This window comes from Clostridium aromativorans, from assembly GCF_020908015.1.
GTDB classification, from domain to species: Bacteria; Bacillota; Clostridia; order Clostridiales; family Clostridiaceae; genus Clostridium_B; species Clostridium_B aromativorans.
On record NZ_JAJJPB010000001.1, the window covers coordinates 81805 to 96844 of the forward strand.

Annotated in this window: 16 protein-coding genes, 1 riboswitch and 1 other annotated feature; of the genes, 4 read left to right on the plus strand and 12 right to left on the minus strand. The window is 32.6% G+C overall.

From position 1 onward, the window contains the following. Nucleotides 1-12 precede the first annotated feature (12 nt). A complete protein-coding gene (dapD, locus tag LN736_RS00380) occupies nt 13-729 on the plus strand; it encodes a 2,3,4,5-tetrahydropyridine-2,6-dicarboxylate N-acetyltransferase (RefSeq protein WP_179977903.1) in 717 nt (238 codons plus the stop codon). A 62-nt stretch (nt 730-791) separates the two neighbouring features. Here the strand turns inward: dapD and LN736_RS00385 are convergent, their stop codons facing one another. The 9 genes from LN736_RS00385 to pdaB all read right to left on the minus strand — a co-directional run bounded on the left by LN736_RS00385 (nt 792) and on the right by pdaB (nt 8165). Next, entirely contained in the window at nt 792-1208 is a 417-nt protein-coding gene (locus LN736_RS00385) for a methyltransferase MtaB domain-containing protein (RefSeq protein ID WP_179977904.1), read from the minus strand. 30 nt (nt 1209-1238) lie between these two features. Continuing rightward, on the minus strand, nt 1239-1883 hold the full coding sequence (locus LN736_RS00390; RefSeq protein WP_229980399.1) for a cobalamin B12-binding domain-containing protein: 645 nt from the start codon (nt 1881-1883) through the stop codon (nt 1239-1241). An 11-nt stretch (nt 1884-1894) separates the two neighbouring features. Further along, complete coding sequence (locus LN736_RS00395; RefSeq protein ID WP_229980401.1) at nt 1895-3010, minus strand: hypothetical protein; 1116 nt, start codon at nt 3008-3010, stop codon at nt 1895-1897. A gap of 30 nt (nt 3011-3040) precedes the next feature. Continuing rightward, nucleotides 3041-3796, minus strand: coding sequence for an amino acid ABC transporter ATP-binding protein (locus LN736_RS00400; protein WP_150358575.1), 756 nt, complete (start codon nt 3794-3796; stop codon nt 3041-3043). After that, the gene (locus tag LN736_RS00405; protein WP_150358576.1) at nt 3796-4515 is read right to left on the minus strand and encodes an amino acid ABC transporter permease; all 720 of its coding nucleotides are present in this window, start codon (nt 4513-4515) and stop codon (nt 3796-3798) included. The genes LN736_RS00400 and LN736_RS00405 overlap by 1 nt, the downstream gene beginning before the upstream one ends. 45 nt (nt 4516-4560) lie before the next feature. Further along, complete coding sequence (locus LN736_RS00410; RefSeq protein ID WP_150358577.1) at nt 4561-5376, minus strand: transporter substrate-binding domain-containing protein; 816 nt, start codon at nt 5374-5376, stop codon at nt 4561-4563. A 291-nt stretch (nt 5377-5667) separates the two neighbouring features. Then, a riboswitch (SAM riboswitch) is annotated at nt 5668-5775 on the minus strand. 111 nt (nt 5776-5886) lie between these two features. After that, nucleotides 5887-6627, minus strand: a complete 741-nt coding sequence (locus LN736_RS00415; protein WP_150358581.1) for a single-stranded DNA-binding protein — start codon at nt 6625-6627, stop codon at nt 5887-5889. Between the two features lie 90 nt (nt 6628-6717). Next, complete coding sequence (locus tag LN736_RS00420; protein WP_150358578.1) at nt 6718-7215, minus strand: hypothetical protein; 498 nt, start codon at nt 7213-7215, stop codon at nt 6718-6720. Between the two features lie 194 nt (nt 7216-7409). Next, nucleotides 7410-8165: a polysaccharide deacetylase family sporulation protein PdaB gene (pdaB, locus tag LN736_RS00425; RefSeq protein WP_407647087.1), complete on the minus strand. Its 756-nt coding sequence runs from the start codon at nt 8163-8165 to the stop codon at nt 7410-7412. A 166-nt stretch (nt 8166-8331) separates the two neighbouring features. Here pdaB and LN736_RS00430 point away from each other — a divergent pair, with 166 nt between their 5' ends. Beyond that, nucleotides 8332-8859, plus strand: coding sequence for a DUF4364 family protein (locus LN736_RS00430; RefSeq protein ID WP_150356917.1), 528 nt, complete (start codon nt 8332-8334; stop codon nt 8857-8859). Nucleotides 8860-8862: 3 nt separating this feature from the next. Here LN736_RS00430 and LN736_RS00435 read toward each other — a convergent pair whose 3' ends face one another. After that, nucleotides 8863-9750, minus strand: coding sequence for a YncE family protein (locus LN736_RS00435; RefSeq protein WP_229980403.1), 888 nt, complete (start codon nt 9748-9750; stop codon nt 8863-8865). Nucleotides 9751-9897: 147 nt separating this feature from the next. Between LN736_RS00435 and LN736_RS00440 the strand changes: the two genes are divergently transcribed. Beyond that, nucleotides 9898-10155: a TIGR03905 family TSCPD domain-containing protein gene (locus LN736_RS00440; RefSeq protein WP_150356919.1), complete on the plus strand. Its 258-nt coding sequence runs from the start codon at nt 9898-9900 to the stop codon at nt 10153-10155. Between the two features lie 89 nt (nt 10156-10244). Here LN736_RS00440 and LN736_RS00445 read toward each other — a convergent pair whose 3' ends face one another. Continuing rightward, the gene (locus tag LN736_RS00445; protein ID WP_229980405.1) at nt 10245-11591 is read right to left on the minus strand and encodes a bifunctional folylpolyglutamate synthase/dihydrofolate synthase; all 1347 of its coding nucleotides are present in this window, start codon (nt 11589-11591) and stop codon (nt 10245-10247) included. A 20-nt stretch (nt 11592-11611) separates the two neighbouring features. Further along, a complete protein-coding gene (locus LN736_RS00450; protein ID WP_229980406.1) occupies nt 11612-14260 on the minus strand; it encodes a valine--tRNA ligase in 2649 nt (882 codons plus the stop codon). A 57-nt stretch (nt 14261-14317) separates the two neighbouring features. Then, nucleotides 14318-14529 (minus strand) — a binding site (T-box leader). Between the two features lie 168 nt (nt 14530-14697). Between LN736_RS00450 and LN736_RS00455 the strand changes: the two genes are divergently transcribed. Further along, entirely contained in the window at nt 14698-15015 is a 318-nt protein-coding gene (locus tag LN736_RS00455) for a hypothetical protein (RefSeq protein WP_150356922.1), read from the plus strand. Nucleotides 15016-15040: the final 25 nt, after the last annotated feature.

Sequence of the window (15040 nt, forward strand, 5' to 3'; positions counted from 1 at the left end):
GGATGATTTAACATGGAATTAAAGTATGATCTTACAGATCCCTATCAAATAGCCAAGTACATAAAAGAAGCCAAAAAATCCACACCGATAAAGCTGTATATCCAGGGAAATATATCAAAATGTAATCTAAATGGTATGGAAATCTACGGGAGTGATAATTTTCATATTATATTTGGAGAAAGTGATGTGATATCCAAATTTCTAGTAGAGAACAGAGATAAAATTGATCATTTCAGAATAGAACAGGATAGGAGAAATTCAGCTATTCCGCTTATGGATCTAATAAACATAGACGCAAGAATTGAACCGGGAGCAATAATACGGGATAAAGTCAAAATAGAAAAAAAGGCAGTTATAATGATGGGAGCAGTCATAAACATAGGCGCTGAAATAGGTGAAGGCGCTATGGTTGATATGAATGCAGTAGTGGGTGCCAGAGGCAAATTAGGGAAAAATGTTCATTTAGGTGCTGGGGCAGTAGTGGCCGGGGTTTTAGAACCGCCTAGTAAGTCTCCCTGCGAGATAGGTGATGATGTCCTCATAGGCGCTAATTCAGTCATCCTAGAAGGTGTGAAGATAGGAAATGGTTCGGTTGTAGCCGCAGGTTCGGTAGTAATAGAGGACATTCCAGCTGGAGTAGTTGCTGCCGGAACTCCTGCAAAAATAATAAAAAAAGTAGACAGCAGTACCATGGACAAAACTAAAATTCTAACAGATTTAAGACAATAATTTAAAATCAAGCGGATAAAATAAAGCTAAAAAACCTTATCCGCTTAAATACCTATTTACATTCAATCTATCTTTAAGTCATATTCTGATGGTATAAAATTATTTAAGTTTAATTCTTGTTTAATTTTATACCAAAATTCTTGTTCGTTTTCTGGAATATTTTCAAGTTGATCACTCATGATGTCAAGCCATTTATATTCTCTATCCTCAATACATACTTCCTTATTGTCAATTGCCTTTCTTATTTCATCCATTGCATCACGAACTATTTTATTAATTTCAATCCCCCATTCTGGATTTACAGTCATAGGTGGAAGAAGCTCTAATTCCACCAACAAACCTTTGCAATATAATTCTTTCGCCCTCTTTAATACTCCTCCTATTACCAGTCCATTTTTTGTTGTCACTGGATTTTCAGCAACACCATATATAAAATCTTTTAATGAACTATAAGCTAACCTGTTAAACTTTTTATTCATATGAAACCTCTCTCGTAAGATAAGACAAATTTAACTTAAATATTTCTTTATCAAAATATCTTTTGCTGCTTCTGCAGCAGTAGCGGCATCCGGCATATAAATATCTGCATCAACTTGCTTTGCATAGCTATCTGTAACTGGCGCACCACCTATCATAAACACATATCTATCTCTTACACCATTAGCTTTAAAATTTTTAATTACCTCACCAATAGATGGCATAGTAGTGGTCAATAATGCCGAAATACCTACAATATCTGCATTGACCTCTGCAGCTTTTTCCACAAATACTTCTGGTGAAACATCTACTCCTAGATCATGTACTTTTATTCCTGCCCCCTGCATCATCATTTTAACTAAATTTTTTCCGATATCATGCAAATCTCCTTTTACCGTACCAATAACAACTGTTCCTATGGGTTTTATACCTGATTCAGTTAATATTGGCTCCAATATTTTTAAACCAGCACTCATGGCTTTTGCTGCAATAAGCATTTCAGGTACATATATTTCATTATTTTTAAATTTTATACCAACTTGTTCCATAGCAGCTATTAAAGCTTCATCTAAAATTTTCTTTGCACTGATTTTTTCTTTTATTAACTGCAGCACAAACTCTTTTGTTTTTTTTAAATTACCTTCTTGAACATATAGAGAAAGTTCTTCTAAATTCATCTCAATTACTCCTATCTTCCATATTTTGTCCATTTACGGGAAAATGTTAAAAATTCATCTGCCTCTTTTCTATTTGAACAATTTACAACAAAAAATACGCCATCTGGAGAAATATTATTTAAAATAGGCTCAATTTGCTCAGGTATAACCTCTCTTATAACTAATTTTTTTCCACAGGATTGAATTTGTTTATACACCTCTATCGATGTTTCACTGGAAAAATACTTAATCACTTTATTAAATTTTGGACTATACTTTGGTACAGGATCCCATTCTATTGAATGAAGCCCTTCTAATCTCAACAATATAGATAAATATTTAACCTGGTCTTCACCATCCAAATTAAAAAGAGCTTGATCTAAATAATCCGCTTCCCTTTGAATTGCAGGAAATACTATATCTTCAAACATAGTTGGGGAAATCATTGTTGAAAATTCACTTAAAAGCGGATACCATGTTTTTTGATTTACAATAGGAACCCATGAAGTAAAGGTTCTTTTATACCTGCTTAGAATTTTTATATTTTCATCAAATACTTCTTTCCAGAATTGATCAATTCTAAAAAGAAACCTTTTAACTTCATCCGGTTCAACAATCAAGTCCATTAGTAAATTTTCTCTTCCTCTCAAGGACGCCAATACATCCATATTAGCACCAACATCAGTAATACTTGTAATATACCTTCCCTGCGAAGCCTCACAAAAGCTTTTGGTAATACCAATAAATTTTTTATAAATTTCGCTGTCTTTTAGAAGACTAAGCTTAGGTAAATCATTCCAATCTGAAATTATAGGTTTGGCATCATACCATATAGTATCCTCTGCTAATTTATATTCAGAGCCCAGAAATGAAGCTAATATACCAGAACCAAAGTCAATATTGGCAATAGGAACTGCATCACCAGCAAAATAAGTAGTATTAAGTTTTTGATTATTTTCTTCCAATCTATAATCTATATCAAACCATTTTTGTTCAAGAGAACCTGGAGGCTTTATTGGTGGATATTTATCAAGTGCTGTTTCATCTGGTGCCATAATGGCAAAATATGCCCCTTCTCCTTCAAATCTTTTGTCCCAAAAATTATAATGCCTATTAAGTCGTTTCTCCATTTCCTCTAAATCCAACAAGTATTTCACCTCCAAAATAAATAATAATCTTCAAATTGCATTTACAATAAACCTTTTAAGCGCCTTACCTATAAATTGACGTGTCCTATTTTCCGAAGGATTAGTAAACATCTTTTCCACAGAACCTTCTTCAACTATTATTCCATCTTCCATTAAAACCACTTTGTCAGCCACATCACGAGCAAAACCAAGCTCATGTGTAACTATAATCATTGTATTATCATCATTAGCAAGCTGTTTTATAGTATGAAGTACCTCATCAACCAATTCTGGATCCAGTGCAGAGGTAGGTTCGTCAAAAAGAAGCACTTCAGGATTCAAAGCCAGGGCCCTGGCAATGCCAACTCTCTGCTGCTGACCTCCTGAAAGCTGGCACGGATAATAATCAACCCTATCTTTCAGACCAACTTTATCTAAAATCTGCCTTGCAATTTCCACTGCTTTTTCTTTATTTAATTTTTTAACTGTTGTAAGCCCTATAGTTACATTCTGAAGCACATTTAAATTTTTAAAAAGATTATACTGCTGAAAAACCATAGCAGTGGAAGTCCTAAGCTGAAATATATCTTTTTTGCTTGCAGTTTGAGAATTAACCCTAAGTCCGTTGATTTCAATTATTCCAGAGGAAGGCCGTTCTAAAAAATTTATACTGCGCAGTAAAGTAGATTTCCCAGAACCACTCGGCCCAAGTATGGCAATTACCTCACCTTTTTTTACTGTTAAATTCACATTTTTCAATACATGATGCTCAGAAAAATATTTATTAATATTTCGTAGATTAATCATCAAACAACACTTCTTTCAAATATTCTGCTTCGTTTTTCCAATAAATTAAGACACTTTTCAAGTATTATGCATATAAACCAGTATATAATGGAGACGGCTATATAAATTTCAAAAAAAGCCAAACCTCTGGCTCCAATTATTTTTGCCTCCCCCATTATGTCTACAATACCTATCATAAAAATGAGAGAAGTATCTTTAACGGTGCTGATTAATGTATTTCCTAAATTAGGTATAGCTACAATCAGTGCCTGCGGAAGAACAATTTTGAGCATTATTTGAGCTTGGCTCATTCCTATAGAATTAGCTGCTTCAAACTGACCCCTGTCAACAGCTTCAATTGAAGATCGTATGGTCTCAGACAAATATGCCCCTAAATTAACTGAAAACGCCAATATCGCATAGTATTCAGGTGGTATTACATTTACATTAATGTTCTCAAACCAACCGTATTTTATCTGAAAAAAGTACAAAAATTTAGGCATACCAAAATAAATAAGATATAGTTGAACTAACAAAGGTGTTCCCCTTACAAAAGACACATAAACCATAGCAATTTGCCTTAATACTGATATTTTATAAATTTTAACAATAGCTATAAAAAAACCTACCAATAACCCAAATAACATGGATATAACAGTTACCATCATCGTAGCTGATAAATATGGAATTAACTTTGGAATACACTTCACCATATAAGTAAAATCAAATATCTTGTCCATAAAACACCCTCCTGATATGAAGTCATGATATTCTATACCATCTATTTATTTAGGTATATACTCTCCACCAGTCCATTTTTTTGATAACTTTGCAAGCGTGCCGTCTTCTCTAAGCTGTTTAATTATAGGATCGATTTTTGATTTGAGTTCCTGCCCTTGCTTGTCTTTCTTAAAAACAAGATGTATCTTGTCACTTTGAACTGGTTTTGCAACTACCTGTACCTGTAAATTCTGCTTTTTGATAGTGGCCTCTGTCATTACTGGATCATTTACATAAGCGTCAACTCTTCCATTTTGCACATCTATCAAATTATCTGATGAATTTCCTGTATCATTATATTTTAAAATTATTTTATTACCATTTTCCTTATTATATTTTTCAAGCAATTGTGTGTATGAGTCACCTACAGAAGCTGCTACACTTTTACCTTTTAAATCTTCCAACGACTTTATATCATTTCTACCTTTTTTTACAATTATGACTGACTCAGCTGTAAAATACGGCTGATCTGAAAAAAGATATTTTTTCTCACGCTCAGGGTTTTTAGCAATTTCATCTGCAACAATTTGAGTTTTATTTGATTCCAGCGAAAGAAAAATACTATCCCAAGCAGCAGGTGCAAATGTAAATTTATATTCATCTAATCTCTTATCTATTTCCTTTATTACATCAATATCATATCCAGTTAAATTACCTTTGTCATCATTGTAACAAAAAGGCGGATAATCATTTTGCGTACCTACATATATGGTTTTTACTTCTTTTTTGCTCGTATTGGGTTTTGTATTTGAAGAGCATCCGTTAAAAATCGCTATTATTACCACTAACGCTAAAATTATTGCAGTTTTCTTTTTTTCCATATTTTTCTCTCCTTTGAATTTTATTATATCTTTATCAATATTCACAACTATTTTAAATAAATCTGCAATATCACCGCCTTTTGATAATTATTTTGGGAATAAACAAAGGCCAAGAATTACCATTATAAAATTATAAATTCATAATTTCACAACGGCAAAACTTAGCCTTTAGTTTTCTAATCAACTAATTTTAAATTAATAATCTTTAAATTTTTCCCAAGTCTCAAAAAATAATCAGAAATAAAAAAACTTCTTGCAGAGAAAACTACAAGAAGTAACATTCTAATAATATCCTCATCTTTCAGGCTTCGCCTGATGGAATTAGCACCATTGAATACATAATAATATCCAGGTTGCCGAGCTTCATAGGGCCAGTCCCTCCGCTTCTCTTGATAAGAAAATTAATTTTTAATTTATATTGCATACATTACGAGATTTAGTATATAACATATCAATTTTTTTGTCAACAGAAATCGAATTGTCAATTTTTTTATTCTTATCCATAATTACTTAGGATATACGTTTACCTTCCACATTTTCATTAAAATTGTTCTTTTGTTCTTCTTTTGCTTCTTTTAAATTTTCTTCACCTTTATCATCAGCCTTTTTCACGCATTCTTCATCGTTATCGTTTTTATTCACTTTTTCCATTTTAGAAATGGAAACTTCATAGGCCACTTTTTTTACGACTTCTGTATCAGATATTTTTTTTTGATATTCTCTGCTCTGCAGCCTTCCCCAAATTCTTATGTTGTCACTGACTTTCAACGACTTACAAAACCTAGAATTTCTTCCCCAGGCAATAGTAGGTATGTAGTCAGATTTATTATAGGCTCTATTTACAGCTAACAGCATATCGGAGATCTCCCTTCCAAAGGGAGTTGTCCTATAAATTGGTTCTTTGCATATGAAACCGTCAAGAAAAATTTGATTTGGATTTTTACTTTTTTCTTTACATAAACTTATATTCCTTGCAAATACAGTTAATATCAATCTATTTGCTCCATCTACAAATTTATTGTATGATCTCAATTGTCCTTCCACTACAATATCTATTCCCGGGATAATATTCATTCCACCTATAAGTCTTTCTGAAATTGTAATAAATAATACATCCTTGCTTTCGCTTAATCTCGGGACTTCAATATTAAAGGTATAAAAACCTTCACCATACATTTCATGACTAAATTTTAATTCTGATACTACTTTGCCTTCAAGATAAATTTTATTATTTAACATTAAATTGTCCATCATAAACCCCTCTTTCCCTTAGTTTTAAATATCTCATTATCCTATAACTATTCACAGGGAGGTAAAAATATACTTGCAAATACTTAATATTTAACTAAAAATTTTAAATGCTTTATTTTTGAGCAATATATGCATGTATCTATTATCCATCAGCCCCAAAGTTATAGCTATCATAGCTGCATATAGTTCATCAATGTCTCTTAAAACCATGTTAATCGGAATTTCCTGAGATTCAATTATATTCTGTCCATTTTGTACAATATCTCTCTGAAGGCAATATACAAATCCACTGTTATAATCTAAGCTGGATATGGTAACTGTATTTTTGCTGCCTAATCCATAGGTTATGATATAACCTTGCAAATTTAAATCATCACCTAAACCATCTATTAAATCCATATTTATAAAATAATAGCGTCCATCCAAAATATCATGTTTTTTATTTATAGAATTCATTATTATATATTTTGCTTTTTCAACGCCATCTTTATTTTCAGACACATTGTACTGTAAATTGTTCAGATCTAATAAATTTATCAAATGGCTTTTAAAATTATCATTACTATCAATAATTTTTACGAATCCCATAAAAATATTACCTCCTGAAAAAATATATAATCTAAAATTATTTTAAACAGGATATAGTTTTTTATACTAATTCTCCATTTGCTAAAAATCTCATTATAAACCTTTACTATATGAGTATTATATACAGACTTGCTTTACTGCCATTATAATACATATTTATCCTATTTTTCAATAACTGTTATAATATAAGATATTTAATTGTGTATCTGCTTTCCCTCATAATTTAATTTGTAATTATTTTTGTAAATTAAATCTCCTACTTTGACAAATTTATAACCTTTTTTTTGAAGTTCTTTTATTATTTTAGGCAAATTTTCCGGCGTATATCTGGCATTACCATGAAACAGAAGTATTGAACCTGGCTTTGTATTCTTAATTATTCTGTTATATTCAATATCTGCCCCCTGTTCTTTCCAGTCCACACTGTCCACATTCCATTGAATACAATAATATCCTGATTCTTTTACTAAATCTATCACCCTGTCATTATAAGCTCCTTCTGGACATCTAAATAACTCGGTACCTGCTCCTGTTATGCTTCTTATTTTCGCTTCGTTTATATTTATATCTTCAATGATCTTTTCACGAGATATTTTAGTCATGTTAGGATGTCTATTGGAATGATTTCCTATTTCATGTCCCCTTTTATATATTTCTTCTAGTTTAACAGGATTTTTATCCACCCAGTCACCTACTACAAAAAATGTGGCTTTAATATCGTATTTATCAAGTAAATCCAATATTTTTTCAGTATAATCATCTTTACCTAAACTCACATCAAAAGTTATAGCCACTTTTTTTTCTTTTGTGTCTACAGAATATATAGGTAATTTTTTGCTTGAATTTATAAAGACTCCTCTATACCCGTAATTGGTAAAAAATGATACTCCAATAGCTACAAATAATAATACAGATACCATAAATATTTTTTTTATAAGTCTTGTTTTCAATTTTTTTCCTCCAAATATTTGCTTTTATAATTTTATATAGTATCTCATATTGATAAATATTACATAAATTAAAAAATTTACTTATATAAAATTATTTCAAAATATAAGTTCAAATATTTTATGTTATAATATAAATATATTTTAAATTCAATGGAGAGGATTTTAAATGTTCGAAGATACTTTAGAACTAGCAGAAAATAAACTATTACTGCTTTATATATTTAAAAGAATTAAATTTCCCATTTCCAATAATGAAATAACACAAATTATACTTGAGAACGGCTTTATAAACTATTTTACTCTTCAACAATATTTAAATGAACTTTTATCTTCTAATTTTATCAAAAAAGTAGTTTATTCAAATAATCATAAATTCATAATAACCAAAAAAGGTCTTAAAGTATTGTTGTTATTTGGAAATAGAATTTCAAAAAATAAAATGGACATCATAAATCAGTATTTAGATACGAAAATTGAGTCTATAAAAAAGAATCTTTTTATAAATGCCAGTTATACCATCGATCCAAAAAACAATTTTATCGTGAACTTAAAAATACTGGAAAATAATTCTGAACTAATAGACATAAAATTAAATGTAGACTCCAACAGCAAGGCCAAAGAGCTGTGCAAAAAATGGAAAAAAGATTACTTAGATCTCTACTATAATATTGTTGAACTACTTATGAGCAATTAAAATTCAACTTAAAACCATACCTGTAGGTTCTCCACCTATGGGTATATATTTTTTATTTTTACTTTTTATATTCACCTTTATCAATAGATCATTATAGTTGTCTCCCACATACAGGTTTTCCTTATATTTTATTATATTTTTAGGCATTCCACCAACAATTATCTTTTTTTCCTCCTTATAATTATTTATATCCAAAATACTTATTGTACCCTCTCCAAAATTAGATACAAAACAATGTCTACTGCTGCAATAAATATCTATTGGCGAATTTCCCACAATAATCCTGTTTATTATTTTATAATTTTTCAAAGATAAAATAGCTACACTCCCCCTAAATTCAGATCCTATGTTACTTTCGCATATCAATACATGTTGTCCGTCTAATGTAAACACAGCTTTAGTAGGATAAGATCCCACTCTTATATTTTTAACACATCTATTGTTTGTACAATTTATTAAAGTTATGCTATCATCTTCCATATTGGATATCAATAATAATCTTCTCTCTTTATTCAAGCATATGCTATAGGGAAGACTTCCACAGGGGATTTCTTCAGTTACTTGCTTCTCTTTAAGATCAAAAACCAGTAAGCTGTTTAAGTCACTACATATTATATATGCATTGTTTCCGTAAACCACAACATCATTACAACAAGCTCCTACATAATAACTTTCTTCCTGTATTTCCCCTTTTATATCAATTATAGATATGGTATTGTTATATCTATTTGCTGTTATGAGCTTATTATCATTGGTATATATTCCATGAGGACCTACATTATAAATCATATCATTGGACCTTAAATATATTCTCTTCTCTTCGCAGAAGTAGTCCAAATTAATTTTTGACACAAGATCAGAAGAAGTGCTGCATACATAAAGATAATCCAACACCATCACCCCCTTACAAATATAATATGAATATCTGCTAAAATAGGTAATAACAATTGAAAATTTATTTTATTGTATTGTATAATGTTTGTGTTACATAATTACTTTGTTCAATATATTCATTCCCTATAGAAATCAGGTGATAAAATGTATACTTATACCACAAAGGGAGTTTGCTCGAGTAAAATAATTTTTGATATAGTGGGAAATAAAATTGCAAATGTAAATTTTATAGGAGGCTGTAATGGAAATCTTCAAGCTATATCCAGACTTGTAAACGGGATGGATGTAGAAGAGGTAATAAAAAAATTGCAGGGTATTTCCTGTAACGGCAAGGGTACCTCCTGTCCAGATCAGTTTGCAAAAGCCCTCAAAAAATTAGTTTTAAAAAATAAGACGGTTTAGATTTCTCCAATTTGATTTATAGCGTAAAAACTCAAAAAACAAAATGCACCTTGATTTAGGTGCATTTTTATATGGCAAACTCATCAAAATTAAAATTTTGCACTGTATCTTTTTATTATCTTCCTCATATCCCCTATCATATAAAGCGAACCGGATATTAAAAGCAAATCCTCCTTCTCACAGTAAGAAAGTGCTTTTTTATAGGCAATTTCATAATCCTCAAAAGCTTCACAGTTTGGATTATACTTTTCCACTACAGCTCTCAGTTGTTTTGAGCTCTCTGCCCTCGTATTGTTTGGAGTTACGGCTATAACCTTCCAGGCAAGTGGTACAATGGTCTTCACCATGATATCTACTTCCTTGTCAGCCAGAATACCCAATATAAGCACCATATGGTTATAGCTGAAATAGCTCTCTATATTATCCTTAAGCACAGAAATTCCCTCCCTGTTATGGGCTCCATCTATAACTACTAAAGGATTCTTTGCCATCACCTCAAGCCTTCCCATCCACTTTACACTGCTAAGAGCTCTTGATATTATGGATCTACCTATTTGAATCCCATATCTGGACAATTGCTCTACAGCAAAAACGGCCGCAGCACAGTTCAAAAGCTGATGTCTACCTAAAAGGGATAATTTAATATCATAGTTCTGTTTTCCCGTATGAAGGCTTATATGCTGCATGCACCCTCTACTGCGGCTGCTTATTTTATCTTTTTCAATACGTTTTACTGAATTTACCGGCACTTTTATAAGCTGACTTCCTTTTTGTCCACACACCTGCTCTATAACTTTCCCGGCTTCTTCCTCTTCAGGATACATTATTACCGGAATGCCGGGTTTAATTATACCTGCCTTTTCATAAGCTATTTTTCCCAGTGTATCCCCCAATACTTTCATATGATCATAACTTATAGAGGAAATTATGCTTAGCATAACTCCACCTTTTTGTTTCTCAGAAAAAGGCGGCATTACATTTGTAGAATCTAATCTTCCCCCCAACCCCACTTCAACCACAGCTATGTCTACTTTCTTTTCAGCAAAATAGTAGAACATGCTGCAGGTAATTATCTCAAATTCAGTAGGGTTGTCATAACCCATCTCAACAACCCTTCTTACAACTTCAGATACCTTTGTAACCACTTTGCTCAAGTCATCTCTTGGTATATTGACGCCATTTATCTGTATTCTCTCTTCAAATACTTCCAAATAAGGAGAAGTATACATCCCTACTTTAAAACCAGCTTCCATCAATATTTTACTTATCATAGCTGTGATAGAGCCTTTTCCGTTAGTGCCTGCCACATGTATGGCTTTTATCTTTTTATGGGGGTCACCTAAAATCTCCAGCATTTTCTCAGTTCTATCAAGCCCCAGATTGCTCCCAAACTTAGCTACATTTTCTATATATCTTAAGGTCTCTTCATAATTCATAGTAGTACATCCCCATATTTTTATTTTAAACTCTGTATTCTCTCCAGTACAGTATTAAGCATTTCCCTGTACTTACAAGCTTTTTCTTTCTCCTTATCCACTACATCTTTAGGAGCTTTTAAAAGAAATTTTTTATTCGAAAGTTTTTTCTCCACTCTTTCTATTTCATCTTCTAATTTCCCTTTTTCCCTGTTCAGCCTTTCAATTTCTTTATCCCTATCTACCAGATCCAAAAGTGGAATGAATAGCTCTGCTCCTTTAGTAACTGCCGACACTACATTTTCTGGTACATCACCTTTATTGTTTAAAAACTCCAGTTCACTCGTTGAAGCCAATTTTTTAAAATAGTCTTCTCCATTTTTTAACGATTCCGACGCACTTTTTTCAGTAGCCCATACCATTACCTTGGCCTTTCTCGAAAATGGTACATTCATCTCAGTTCTGACATTTCTGACAGCCTTAATAGCCTCTATGACATATTCCATATCTTTTTCTGACTCTAGGTCTTTAAGTTCATCATTATACTCCGGCCACTTCGATATGGTTATGGATTCATATTCTGTGCAGAGATGCGTATATATTTCCTCCGTTATAAAAGGCATCATAGGATGAAGCAGCTGTAAGCTTATAGTAAGTACTTTATTCAATACATTATAAGCCACTCCCTTGGTCTTTTCATCCTCACCGTACATGGCAGGTTTAACAAGTTCTATATACCAATCGCAAAATTCACCCCATATAAAATCATATATCTTTTGGGCAGCTATTCCCATTTCAAATTTCTCTATATTGTAAGTTACTTCCTTTACCAGCGAGTTTACTCTGGACAATATCCATTTATCCGCAATACTGTAATCTTTACAGTTCTTGTATTTATCCATCAGATCTTCATCCAAATTCATAAGTACGAACCTTGAAGCATTCCATATCTTATTGGCAAAATTTCTAGAAGCCTCTACTTTTTCAGGATAATATCTTATATCATTTCCCGGTGCATTGCCGGTAATAAGTGCAAACCTCAGGGCATCTGCTCCATACTGCTCTATGACTTCTATAGGATCTACCCCGTTTCCAAGGGATTTTGACATTTTTCTTCCCTGAGAATCTCTCACAATCCCATGTATAAGCACATTTTCAAAAGGAATGTCATCCATGCAGTATATACCAGAAAATATCATTCGTGCCACCCAAAAAAATATTATGTCATATCCGGTAACAAGGGTATTGTTAGGATAGAAACATTTTAGATCCTCCGTGTTATCCGGCCATCCCAAGGTGGAAAAAGGCCAAAGCGCAGAGCTGAACCAGGTATCCAGCACATCTTTATCCTGTTCTATATTGGTTGAACCGCACTTAGTGCATTTTGTAGGATCCGTATCACTTACTATAACTTCACCACAATCTTTACAATACCAGACAGGAATTCTATGACCCCACCATAGTTGTCTTGAAATACACCAATCCTGAATATTTTCCATCCAGTTAAAATAGATCTTTTCAAATCTTTCCGGTACAAATTTTACCTTTTTGTTTCTTACCACATCAATAGCAGGTTGTGCCAGAGATTTCATTCTCACAAACCACTGTTTTGAAAGCATTGGTTCGACAGTAGTGCCGCATCTGTCATGACATCCTACATTATGTGTATGCTCTTTTATCTTTACCAAAAATCCCTGTTCTTTTAAATCCTCCACCAGTACTTTTCTGGCTTCATATCTATCCATTCCATCATATTTGGTTCCCGGAAGCTTTATAGTTCCATCTTCATTCATCACTACAATTTCAGGTAGGTTATGCCTTTTTCCCACCTGATAATCATTTGGATCGTGCGCAGGAGTTATCTTGACTGCACCTGTGCCAAACTCCATATCCACATAATCATCGGAAACTATGGGTATTTCTCTGTTGACAATAGGCAGTATGGCAGTTTTGCCAACCAAATCCTTGTATCTTTCATCTTTTGGATTAACTGCAATAGCTGTATCACCAAACATTGTCTCCGGTCTTGTAGTAGCTATTTCCAAATATCGGTCGCTGCCAACTATCTTATATCTTATATTCCAGAAATGGCCCTGCTGTTCTTCATATTCAATTTCTGCATCGGACAAGGCAGTCTGGCATTTAGGACACCAGTTTATTATTCTGTTTCCCTGATATATGAGTCCATCATTGTATAATTTGACAAAAAATCTTCTTACAGCTTTGTTGAGCCCTGCATCCATTGTAAATCTCTCCCTTGTAAAATCCACAGAACATCCAAGCTTTTTTACCTGATTTCTTATTCTCTCCCTGTACTCATGAGTCCAATCCCAGGTTTTTTTAAGAAATGCCTCTCGCCCCATTTCCTTTTTTACAATGCCCTTTTTTAATAATTCCTTTTCCACTTTTACCTCAGTGGCTATGCTGGCATGGTCTTCTCCTGGAACCCACAGCGTATTGTAACCCTGCATCCTTTTAGTTCTTATTATTATATCCTGAAGCGTATCATCCAGAGCATGACCCAGATGTAATTTACCAGTAATATTGGGAGGTGGTATCACCATGGTATAAGTTTTCTTGTTGTCCTCTGCTGCAGGCGTAAAATATCCTTTTTTTTGCCAATTGTTATAAAGTTTTTCTTCAAATGTCTTTGGATTGTAAGTAGTTGCTATATCTTTCCTCTTCGACATTAAATCTCCTCCTCCTATGTTCTGAAAATAACTTGATATATAAAAAAGCCTTCATCCACAAAGGACGAAGACCCGCGTTACCACCTTTTTTTCTGAAAATTACAGACTCTCACAAAAATAACGGTACAAAACCGTCTCTACTTACTTCTATTTCAGTAAAGAAGCTCCAAAACTACCTTCAGGATATACCATATGAAAAGCCTTTCAGCTAATAAGCTTTTCTCTCTTTATACAATGCTATCCTTACTCTTTTTTTTCACAGCTGATAAATTAATTAATACATTTTCTATTATAACGTTAATTTTTATACTGTCAAGAAATTTTACACATTCAGCAATTAGAAACAAATACTTTAAAAAACAAGATTGCTTTTTTATAAATTTTATTGTATTTTACAGTTATAAAGTAGGTAATTATATATGGAAGGAGATATAAAAATGAATTGTTTAAGCACAGAACTCAGGAAGTGCCTTATTGGGAAAGGCGCTTCAATTGTCGGTTTTGCAGACCTAAAAGATATTCCAGAAGATCAGAGAGAAAGCTACAGATACGGAATTTCAATTGCGGTAGCAATGAATCCTCATGTAATTGCTGGAATAGAAAATGGACCGACAAAAGATTATTATGCTGAATATACAAGAGTAAACGAGCTTCTGGATAATCTCGATGAATATGCAGCAAAAATAATACGACAGCGTGGATTTAAGGCACTGCCAAAAGTAAAAAGAAGCATTCAAACGGATAAAACAACTTAATGTATATTTGTATGCCCTTGGACAC